2 protein-coding genes are annotated in these 12,147 nt (G+C 64.8%); both read right to left on the bottom strand.

All coding sequences use genetic code 11. The features are described from left to right. On the bottom strand, positions 1-5,184 hold a 5,184-nt coding region (locus J4E53_RS31220), incomplete at its 3' end, for a non-ribosomal peptide synthetase (RefSeq protein WP_207268227.1). Further along, positions 5,181-12,147: non-ribosomal peptide synthetase (locus tag J4E53_RS31225; RefSeq protein WP_207268228.1), on the bottom strand; the 6,967-nt coding region annotated here is incomplete at its 5' end. The genes J4E53_RS31220 and J4E53_RS31225, both read right to left, overlap by 4 nt.

Genomic DNA, 12,147 nt, shown 5'->3' on the forward strand with positions numbered 1-12,147 from the left:
CTCCAGGGAGGCGTTGCGGTCCAGCGGCACGTAGGCCGCCGCGCACTTGAGGATCGCCAATTGGCTGGCCAGCAGCTCGATGGAGCGTGGCAACAGGATCGCCACGCAGTCGTCCGGTTGCACGCCAAGGCCGATCAGGTGATGGGCCAGGTGGTTGGCCTGCTCGTTCAACTGCGCGTAGCTCACTTGCCGCTGTCCATGCACCGCTGCAATCGCCTGCGGCAGGTACGTGGCCTGAGCCTCGAACAGCGCCAGGACGGTTTGCTCATGTGGATAGGTGCGCTGGGTGGCGTTGAAATCCTCCAGTAGCTGGTTACGTTCGCTTTGCGGCAGGATCTCCAGTCGGTTGAGTGGCGTCTGGGGCGCGTGTTCGAGGGCCTGCACCAGACTTTCCAGGGCCGTGTGCATGTAGGCGCAGATGCGCGCCGCACCAATGCCCTGCACTACCAGGGCGCTCAGCATGAAGCCATCACCCAGGTCATCCACCGATAGGGTCAGCGGGTAATTGGTCCGCTCTTCGTTGCTCAGGATTTCCATGCCCTGCCAGGCGCTCATGGCCTCGGCTGAAGCCGAACCGGTCGCGCTGTGTCGGTAGTTCAGCAGCGCACTGAACAACGGGGCCGGTGCGGCGACGCGGCTGCAACGTTGCGCCAGGGCCAACGAAGCGTGTTCGTGACCGAGCAATGCAGTCAGTCGCCCATGGGTGGTCTTGACTCCCGCGCGGGCACCCTGCTCATCCAGGTTGACCCGCAGCGGCAAGGTGTTGATGAACATGCCAAGGACCCGGTCAGCGCCCTCGCCGCCCTGCATCCGCCCCATCAGGACCGTGCCGAACACCACGTCCTCCCGTGCGGACAGGCGCCCCAGCACCTGCGCCCAAGCCAAATGATGCAGGCTCGCCGCACTCACCCCGAGCTGCCGCGCCTGCGCCCGCAAGCGGTGGCTCAAAACGGCGTCCACTTCCAGCTTGGCCTCCTCGATGCCGCGACCGTCACCCTGCACCTGTTGCAACCCCAGGGGCAGGGTCGGCTCGTCGACATCACCGAGCATCTCGCGGAAAAACGCCTCGTGTTCTGCCTCGCTGACACCCAGGCGCGCCTGGGCCACATAGTTGCGGTACGGCAGCGCGGCGGCCAATTGTCCGGCCTGGCCGAGCAGGTGCGCCTGCATTTCCTGCTGCACCACCTCCAGCGCGGTATGGTCCAGGGCAATGTGGTGGAACAGCAACATCGCCACCCAGCGCTGGTTGACCGGGTCATGGGCATAACGCAGGCACATCAGCGGGGCCTGGCGAATGTCCAGGCGATGATGACGAGAGTCGTAACGTGCATGCAGCTGGGTCACGGCATCGGCGTCCGACGTGTCCAGCTGCAGTTGCTCGACGCTCAACAGCGCCTTGCGCCAGACCACCTGTATCGGCTGCTCCAGCCCCTCCCACATGATCGAGGTGCGCAGGATGTCGTGCCGGTCGATGACCCCTTGCAGGGCCTGGGCGAAGGCATCGAGGCGTGCCTTTTCCTGGAAGGCGAACAGCGCCTGCAACACGTAGGGATCGCCCTGCTGTGCCGAGACATGGTGATAGAGAATACCTTCCTGCAACGGTGCCAGCGGGTAGATGTCCTGCACGTTGGGCACACCACCCGGCACCGCGGCAACGATCCGGTCGATCGCCTCTTGGGTCAATGTCGCCAGCGGCAGCATCTGCGGGGTGATCCGTTCACAATCGGGGGTGATGCCGTTGACCGGCACCTCGACCTCATTGCCGCCCCCCACCGCCGCGGCCAGTGCCGCAAGGGTCGGCTGGCCGAACAGCACACGGACATCGGCACTCAAGCCGACCTGGCGCATCTGTTCGATCAGATTGACGGCGAGCAAGGAATGGCCGCCCAATTCGAAGAAATGATCGTGGCGTCCCACCCGCTCGACGTTAAGGACTTGCTGCCAGAGGCGAGCCAGGGTGATTTCGGTGTCGCCCAGTGGGGCTTCGTAGCCCCGGGTAACGATCGACGCCTGATCCGGCACCGGCAGGGCCTTGCGGTCGAGCTTGCCGTTGGGGGTCAGCGGCAGGGCATCGAGCCGCACGTAGGCGGCCGGCACCATATAGTCCGGCAAGCGGCTTTGCAGGTGCGCGCGCAGGGCTTCGATGTCCGCGCTGTCATCCGTTGAATGCAAGGTGAAATAAGCCACCAGGCGTTTTTCGCCGGGAACGTCTTCACGCACCAGCACCGTCGCCTCTTTCACCGCAGCGTGTTGCCCCAGGCGGGCTTCGATCTCCCCCGGTTCGATGCGGAAGCCGCGGATCTTCACCTGGCCGTCGTTGCGGCCCAGGTACTCGATATTGCCGTCCTCCCGGAAGCGTCCGAGATCGCCGGTGCGGTACATCAGGGCCTGGGCGTTCTGGCTGAACGGGTCGAGAAGGAATTTCTCGGCGGTCAGGTCCGGTCGGTTCAAGTAACCTTTGGCGACCCCCAGGCCGCCGATATACAGCTCGCCGGCCACGCCTTGGGGCACGGGTCGCTGCTGCGCATCGAGGATGTAGACCCGGGTGTTGCCCAAGGGCCGGCCAATCGGGACGCTGCCGTCGCCAATGGCCTGGATTTCGTAGGTGGTCGAGAACGTCGTCGCTTCCGTCGGGCCGTAGCCGTTGAGCAGATGGGCCGGCGCGCCGTCCTGCAGGACGCGGGCGATCACCGCGGGGTCCAGCACATCGCCCCCGACAATCAAGTAGCGCAACTGGGCGAACACGTCCATCAGGCGGTCGGCATATTGGTGAAACAGCCCCGCCGTCATCCACAACACATTCACCGCTTGCTCGAGCAACAGCCTGTGCAAGCGTTCCTGGGACAACAGCACGTCCTGGTCGACCACAACGACGCAACCGCCGTTGAGCAACGGTGCCCAGACTTCCAGTGTGCTGGCGTCGAAGGCCGGATTGGAGGCGAAGGCCACCCGGTCCTGCTGGTTGAAGTCGGCATAACCGTTATTGATCACCAGCCGGCTGATGGCCCGATGTGGCACCAGCACGCCCTTGGGCGTCCCCGTGGAACCTGAGGTGTACATGATGTAGGCCGGCGCTTCGCTCGATGCGGGTTGCTGGCTGTAATGGGCCGCCGGCTCGGGAAGGTCGACACTGTCCAGGTCCACCCGACGCACATCCGCCGCCAAGGCTTCGCGGCTGTGGGTCAAGGCCAGTACGGCGTGACTGTCCTCGATCATGAACTGCTGGCGCTCGCCGGGCGCGTTGATGTCCAGTGGCAAGTACACCGCCGCGCACTTGAGGACGGCCAACTGGCTGACCAGTAGATCGAGCGAGCGCGGCAGCAGGATCGCCACGGTTTGACCCGCTTGCAGGCCAAGGTCGAGCAGATGCCTGGCCAGACGCCCGGCTTGGCTGTCCAGTTCGCGGTAAGTCAGGACTTGCCCACCCTGTACCGCTGCCGGCGCGTCCGGGCGCGCCTCGGCCTGGGCCTCGAACAAGGCATGAATCGGTTGTTCCCGCGGATAATCAAGGTCGGTGTCGTTGAACGACAGCAGCACCCGTTCACGCTCCGATTCTGGCAGGAACGACAGGCTGTTGAGCATCACTCCGGGCGCAGACTCCAAGGCGGTGACCAGGTTTTCAACGGCTGCCTGCATGTAATCGCCGATGCGTTGCGCGCCGATCAGCGCAGTGGCTTGCACCGACAAGGCGAAGTCATCGGAGAAATCGTCCACCGAGAGGATCAGTGGGTAGTTGGTGCGTTCTTCCGCGCCCAGGGCCTCCATCCCGTCCCAGGCCAGGCTGACGTCAGCCGCGGGGGTATGCGCCGCGCTGGCGCTGTGACGGTAGTTCAGCAGCGCGCTGAACAGCGGCGCCGGCGCCGCCACGCCGCTGCAACGTTGCGCCAGGGCCAGGGAGGCGTATTCGTGACTGAGCAGGCTGCTCAACCCGGCGTGGGTGCTTTTCACCCCATCGCGCACGCTCTGTGCACCTACACCCACGCGTAACGGCAAGGTATTGATAAACATGCCCAGGGCCCGGGTCATGCTTTCACCGGCCTGCATGCGACCGAGCATCACCGTGCCGAACACCACGTCGTCACGGCCCGATACACCGCCGAGCACCTGCGCCCAGGCCAGGTGAAAAATGCTCGCCGCGCTCACGCCAAGCTGACGTGCCTGCGTGCGCAGGCGGCGACTGAGGTCTGGGGCCAGTGCCAGGTGGCTTTCTTCAATGGCACTGCCGTCGCCCAGCACATCCTGCTGGCCAAAGGGTAAGGTCGGCTCCTCGACGTCCCCCAGCATCTGGCGGAAGAACCTCTCGTCAGCCTGGCGCTGGCCAGCCTGTCGGGTCCGAACGACATAGTCGCGGTAAGGAGCGGCCGGCTGCAATTGCCCGGCCTGCCCCATCAGGTAGGCTTGCATTTCACTCTGCACAACCGTCAGGGCTGCGTGGTCGAGGGCCATGTGATGGAACAGCAGCATGGCGGCCCAGCGCTGCTTGGCTGGGTCCTCGGCGACCACCAGCAGCAACAGCGGCGCCTGGCTGACGTCCAGGCGATAATGTCGAGGATCGAAGCGCGCCTGCAATTGCGCCATGACGTCACCCTCGGCGAGGTCGGCACTGATGTCCTTGACGCCCAACCGGGCCTCGCGCCAGACCACCTGCACCGCTTCTTGCAACCCCTCGCGGACGATGGCAGTGCGCAGGATATCGTGGCGGTCGATCACGCTTTGCAAGGCGTCGACAAAATCCGTCAGGCGCTCCTGCCGGGAGATGCTGAAGTGCGCCTGCAATAAGTAGGGATCGCCCTGGGTGGCGGTCAGGTGGTGATAAAGAATCCCCTCCTGCAACGGCGCCAGCGGGTAGATGTCCTGCACGTTGGCCGCACCGCCCGGCACAGTGGCCACGATGCGGTCGATGGCCGGCTGGTCGAGGGTCACCAGTGGCAGCATCTGCGGCGTGATATGCCTGCAACCGGGCGCGATGGCATTGGCTGGGATGTCGATTTCGCCAGCCTTGCTGTCATCGTATTCCCCGGCCTGGATCAACTCGATCAACGCGGCTTTGTGCTCGCGCAGCAAGGCCAGCACCGCCGGCTCGCTAAGAGACTGTTTGCGGCCCCGTACCACGAGCTGATCGCCCTTGACTGAAAGCTGTACGTCTTTTTCTTTTAGTGTCGCCAACAGTTCGATCACACTCACAGGACAATCTCCATTTTTTCTGTCGTTGCCGCGTATTCCGAGAGCGTGGGCTGCTCGAACAACGTCCGCACATCCGCTTCCAGACCCTCTTGGCGCATCCGCTCCATCAGGCTGACGGCAAGCAAGGAATGCCCGCCCAGTTCAAAGAAGTGATCGTGACGCCCTACGCGCTCTACGTTGAGCACTTCAGCCCACAACTGGGCCAGTGTGATTTCGGTTTCGCCAATGGGGGCTTCGTAGCCCCGGGTGATGAAAGCCTCCAGGTCCGGCGCCGGCAGTACCTTGCGGTTGAGCTTGCCGTTGGGGGTCAGCGGCATGGCGTCGAGGCCTACATAGGCCACCGGCACCATGAAGGTCGGTAGTTGGGCCAACAGCCAGGTACGCAGCGCGTCGATGTCCGCCGCTTCGCCCGGCGCGTATTGGGTGAAATAGGCCACCAGGCGTTGTTCCCCCGGTACGTCCTCACGGACCAGCACCGCAGCCTCCTTCACCGCGTCGTGCTGGGCGAGCTTGGCTTCGATCTCGCCCAGTTCGATACGGAACCCACGGATCTTCACCTGATCGTCATTGCGTCCCAGATACTGCAGGGTGCCGTCAGGCAACCAGCGACCGAGGTCGCCGGTCTTGTACAGGCGCGCGTCGGCCTTGCCGTAGAACGGGTCGGCGATGAAGCGTTCGGCGCTGAGTTGCGGCAGGTTGAGGTAACCGCGAGCCACACCGACACCGCCGATATGGATCTCGCCGGGTACACCCACTGGCAGCAGTTGCCCGTGGGCGTCCAGCACATGCAATTGCATGTTTCGGACTGGCCGGCCAATGGGGATCGACTGGTGCCGGTAGGTCTCAAGGTCGCTGTCGGCGGTGTACCAGGCGACCACATCGCTGCACTCGGTCGGCCCGTAGCTGTTGATCACCGTGGGCCGTGGCTGGGCGAGTTTTTCCAGCATGGCGACCTGGATCGGCTCGCCCCCCAGGACCACCCGTTTCAGGCAGGCCAGGGCTTGCCCGTGGTCGGCGTCCACCAGTGCGTGGAAGGCGCTGGGCGACATATTGAGGTGGGTAATCCCGGCCTCGGCGACCTGGGCGACGATGGCGCCGGGGTTGAAGGGTTCGGCGGCCAGGTGCAGGGTGGCCCCGACCATCAGCGGTGCGAGGATGTTTTTCTGGGTCAGGTCGAAGTTGTAGGAGGACGCCAGCAGCACTGCGTCGCCGGCGTGGAAAGCCAGGTCTTCGAGGTACCAGTCCAGCAGGTTGCGCAAGCCGCGATGTTCGACCATCACCCCTTTGGGCAAGCCAGTGGAGCCGGAGGTGTAGATCACGTAGGCCAGGTGGGCCGGCGTCAAGCCGGTGACCTGCGGGGTATGCTCCGGCTCGTCTTGCCATGGACCGTCGTCCAGGTCGATCAGTGGCACCTGAACCTGCGACAAGAGCCCTCGGGTCGCTACCTGGGCCAGTACCGCAGCCGGCTCGCTGTCGGCCAGCATGTAGGCAATCCGCTCGGCGGGATAAGCCGGATCCAACGGCACATAACCACCGCCCGCCTTGAGAATCGCGAGCAAGCCGATCACCATCTCGGCGCTGCGCTGGACACAGATCGCCACGCGCGAATCCGGTTGCACGCCCTGCTTGCGCAGGTAATGCGCCAACTGGTTGGCTCGCGCGTCCAACTGGCGATAGCTCAACGCGTGCTCGCCATGCAGGACGGCCACGCTGTCTGGCGTGCGTTGGGCCTGGGCTTCGAACAGCCCGAGAACGGTCTGCTCCTGCGGGTCTTCGGCACCACCGGTATTGAACTCGGCCAACAGTTTCAAACGCTCGCTCGGCGGCAGGATCGACAGTTGGTGCAACGGCGCCTCTGGCGTCTGCTCAAGCATCTGGATCAGGCCTTCCAGCGCCACTTGCACATAACCGCAAAGCCGCTGCGCACCAATGCGCGCCGGGGTCATGACGCTGAAGCTGAACGCCTCGCCCTGGTCATCCACCGACAACGTCAGCGGGTAGTTGGTCCGCTCCTCACCACTGAGCACCCGGATACCGTCCCAGGCCGACAGCGCTTCGGCTGAAGCCGCCGCGCCGGTATGGCGATAGTTGAGCAAGGCACTGAACAACGGCGTCGGCGCCTCCACGCCGCTGCAACGTTGCGCCAGCACCAGCGAGGCGTGCTCATGGCCGAGCAACGCGCTCAGGCGCGCATGGGTCGCTTTCACACCGGCACGGACACCGGTCTGCCCCAGGCTCACTCGCAACGGCAAGGTATTGATGAACATCCCCAGTGCACGGTCGGCGCCCTCGCCGCCCTGCATCCGCCCTACCAACACGGTGCCGAACACCACGTCGTCGCGACCCGACACCGTGCCCAGTACCTGGGCCCAGACCAAGTGATACAGGCTCGCCGCGCTCACTCCGAGCTGACGTGCCTGGAGCCGCAGCCGACGGCTGAGGTCGGCCTCGACCTCCTGGCGCACCTCTTCGATGCCGCTGCCGTCGCCTTGCACATCCTGCAAATCGAACGGCAACGTCGGCTCGTCGACATCGGCGAGCATGTCGCGGAAGAACCGTTCATGGGCTTCGCGACTCACGCCCAACCGAGCCTGGGCCACGTAGTTGCGATACGGCACCGATGCCGGCAGGCGTTGTGCCTGGCCGAGCATGTGCGCCTCGATCTCCGCCGACAGCACGGCCAGCGAGGTGGCGTCGTCCACCAAGTGATGGAACAACAGCATGCCCACCCAGCGCTGGTTGGCCGGGTCTTGCGCATAAGCGACTCGCATCAGCGGCGCCTGGCGGATGTCCAGGCGATAGTGCCGAGGGTCGAAACGCTGATGCAACTGCGTGGCAACCTCCCCGGCCGCCGGATCCAGGTCAACCGACTCGACCACCAGCCGCGCCTCACGCCAGACCACCTGCACGGGCTCGGCCAGGCCTTCCCAGAGCACCCCGGTGCGCAGGATATCGTGACGGCAGACGACGGCTTGCAGCGCCTGGGTGAAGTGTTCCACATGGGCGAAGCTGTCGAACGCGAACATCACGTACTGCAAGTAGGGATCGCCTTGGGCGGCGGCGATGTGGTGATACAGGATCCCTTCCTGCAACGGCGCCAGGGCGTAGATGTCCTGCACATTTGCCACGCCACCCGGGACCATGGCCACGATCCGGTCGATGGCGTCCTGGTCCAGGTCGGCCAGGGGCAACATCTGCGGGGTGATCCGCGTGCAACCGTCCGGGATAGCGTTGCCCGGCACCACGACTTCCGTGTGCCCGCCCACCGCGGCAGCCAGGGCCGCCAGCGTCGGTTGGCCGAACAGCACCCGCACGTCGGCGCTCAAGCCGACATGGCGCATGCGTTCGAGCAGCTTCACCGCCAGCAGCGAATGGCCGCCCAGTTCGAAGAAGTTGTCGTGACGGCCGATCCGCTCGAGGTCCAGCAGGTCTTGCCAGATCGCGGCAATGACCGTCTCAGCCTCGCCTTGCGGCGCTTCGTATTCGCGGGTCGCCACTGCCGACTGATCCGGCGCCGGCAAGGCCTTGCGGTCGAGCTTGCCGTTGGTGGTCAGCGGGAACGCCTCGAGGACCACAAACGCGCTGGGCACCATGTAGTCCGCCAGCGAAGCCAGCAATTGCGCACGCAGCTCAGCGGCTAACAATTGCGCGCCGTCTGCGGCAATGACATAGCCCACCAGGCGCTTGTCCCCCGGCGCGTCTTCACGGGCTATCACCAGCGCGTCGCTGACCCCCTCGCAGGCGGCCAAGGTCGCTTCGATCTCGCCCAGTTCGATGCGGAAACCGCGGATCTTCACCTGGTCGTCGTTGCGGCCCAGGTATTCGATGCTGCCGTCGGCCAGCCAGCGGCCGAGGTCGCCGGTCCTGTACAGGCGTGCCCCTTCCCCCCCGCTGAAGGTGTCGGCAATAAAGCGTTCCTGGGTCAACTCGGGCCGGTTCAGGTAACCCCGCGCCACGCCCGCGCCACCCACGTACATCTCACCCACCACGCCTACCGGCACCGGCTCGCGCCGGGCGTCGAGCACATACAGTTGCAGGTCGGGAATGCGCTTGCCGATGGGGCTGACGCCCGTCAACTGCGCGTCGGCCGCTTCGAGGGGACGGTAGGTCACGTGCACCGTCGTCTCAGTAATGCCGTACATGTTCACCAACTGTGTCCCAGCATTGGCTACACGGGCGTACCAGGGCTTGAGCATCGCGGTTTCCAGCGCTTCACCGCCAAAGATCACCTGGCGCAGGCTGTGACGCAGATCGCTTTCGCCCTGGGCCACGATCAGTTGCCGGAAGGCGCTTGGCGTCTGGTTGAGCACGGTCACACCGGCCTGGCACAGCAGCGCGTAGCAGTCTTGCGGGGAGCGGCTGACCAGCTGTGGCACCACCAGCAGGCGTCCGCCATGGATCAACGCACCCCAGATTTCCCAGACCGAGAAATCGAAAGCGAAGGAATGGAACAGTGCCCAGACGTCTTGCTGGCCGAACTCGAACCAGGGCTGGGTCGCCGAAAACAATCGTGCGACGTTGCGGTGCTCGACCATCACGCCCTTGGGCAACCCGGTGGAGCCGGAGGTGTAGATCACGTAGGCCAACTGCGACGAGGTCTGGCCCGGTACTTGCGGGTTGGCAGTGGACTGGCTGCGCAACGCCGGGCTATCGAGTTCGATCAGCCGTACCGACTCTTCGGCCAGCAGCGCCTGGGTGGCGGCATGCACCACGATCGCCACGGGGGCACTGTCCTCGAGCATGTAGGCGATGCGTTCCGCCGGGGAAGCCGGATCCAGCGGTACGTAGCCGGCACCCGACTTCAAGATCCCCAACAGGCCGACAAGCATGTCCAAGCCGCGTTCGACACAGATCGCGACCCGGTCATCCGGGCGAATGCCCAGCGACAACAAGCGATGGGCGAGCTGGTTGGCCTGGGCGTTGAGTTCGCCGTAGGTCAGAACCTGATCCTCGAACACCACCGCCACCGCGTCGGATTGCGTCGCGACCTGGGCCTCGAACTGGCGATGGATCAGCGCGTCGTGGGCATACGTCGCCTCTGGCGCATTCCAGGTTTCCAACAGGTGCTTGCGTTCGGCCGATGGCAATACCGCGAGGTTGTGCACCGCCGTTTGCGGCGCGTGCTCCAAGGAATCAACCAGGCTCTGCAGGGCCACCTGCACATAGTCACAGATACGTTGCGCCCCGATCCGGGACTCGACCTGCACCGTCAGGCTGAAGCCTTCGCCCAGGTCATCGACGTTCAGCGTCAGCGGATAGTTGGTACGTTCCTCGCTGGACAACATTTGCATGCCGTTCCAGGCCGACAAACCCTCATCCGTCACCTGCAGCGAACTGTGGCGGAAGTTCAGCAGCGCACTGAACAGCGGCGCTGGCGAGGCCACCTCACTGCAGCGCTGGGCCAACGCCAGGGAAGCATGCTCATGGCCCAGCAACCCGGTCAGCCGCGCGTGGGTGGTCTTCACCGCGTCCCGCACGTTTTGCTCATTCACGGGCACGCAGATCGGCAAGGTGTTGATGAACATGCCCAGGGCCCGATCGGCGCCGTCGCCGCCTTGCATCCGGCCCAGCAGGACCGTGCCGAACACCACGTTCTCCTGGCCCGACGCCACGGCCAGGACCTGGGCCCAGGCCAAATGGACCAGGCTGGCGGCACTGACACCCAGCTGGCGGGCTTGCGTGCGCAGGCGCTGGCTCAGGGCGTCATCGACAAACACCTTCGTTTCTTCGATGCCGTGCCCGTCGCCTTGAACCTGGGCCAGGCCGAATGGCAGCGTCGGCTCGTCGATATCGCCAAGCATGTCGCGGAAAAACGCTTCGTGCTCCTGTTCACTCGTCCCCAGGCGGGCCTGGGCCACGTAGTTGCGGTACGGCACCGATGCGACCAGGTGTTCGTCCTGGCCCAGCAGGTGCATTTGCATTTCATGCTGCATCACGTCCAGGGCGGTGTGGTCCAGGGCCATGTGATGGAACAACAGGATCGCGACCCAGCGATCCTGGGCCTCGTCCCGGGCGTAAGCCAGGTGCAACAACGGTGCCCGGCCCAAATCCAGGCGACTGTGACGCGCATCGAAACGGCTGGCCAATTGCGTGGCGATGTCGCCGGCCGTGGCATCGAGAACGATGCACTGCGGCGCCAGCACCACCTGGCGCCAGACCACTTGCACCGGCTCATCCAAGCCTTCCCAGACCACACTGGTGCGCAAGATGTCGTGGCGATCGATCACCACTTGCAGTGCGCCGATGAAGGCATCGAGGCGCTCACGGTTGTCGAAGGCGAATTGCGATTGCAACACATAGGGGTCGCCCTGCTCGGCGGCCAGGTGGTGATAGAGGATGCCTTCCTGCAATGGCGCCAACGGGTAGATGTCCTGCACGTTGCGCGCACCACCGGGAACGGTGGCGACGAGGCGGTCGATGGCCTCCTGGGACAGGTTGATCAAGGGCAACAAGTCCGGGGTGATGTGTTCACAGTCCAAAGGAATCAGGTTCGCCGGCACGCGGACTTCCCTGCCGCTGCCAATCGCCGCGGCCAGTGCGGCCAAGGTTGGCTGGCTGAACAGCACCCTCACGTCGGCGCTCAAGCCGGCCTGGCGCATGCGTTCGATCAGCGTCACCGCCAGCAGCGAGTGGCCACCCAGCTCGAAGAAGTGATCGTGGCGACCGATCCGCTCCACTTTCAACAACTCGGCCCACATACCGGCCAAGACCTGTTCGGTCTCGCCCTGGGGCGCCGCGTAGGCCTGGCTCGCGTAAGCCTCGGCGTCCGGCGCCGGCAGCGCCTTGCGGTCCACCTTGCCGTTGAGTGTCAACGGGAACGCCGACAACATCACGAACGCCGCAGGCACCATGTACTCAGACAGGGTCGCGGACAATTGCTCGCGCAACCCGGCCACGCTCAACGTAACCGCCGGCTGGGCAATGACATAGCCCACCAAGCGTTTCTCGCCGGACTCATCGGCC

Source organism: Pseudomonas sp. FW305-28 (assembly GCF_017351395.1).
In the GTDB taxonomy this organism is placed as follows: domain Bacteria; phylum Pseudomonadota; class Gammaproteobacteria; order Pseudomonadales; family Pseudomonadaceae; genus Aquipseudomonas; species Aquipseudomonas fluorescens_AA.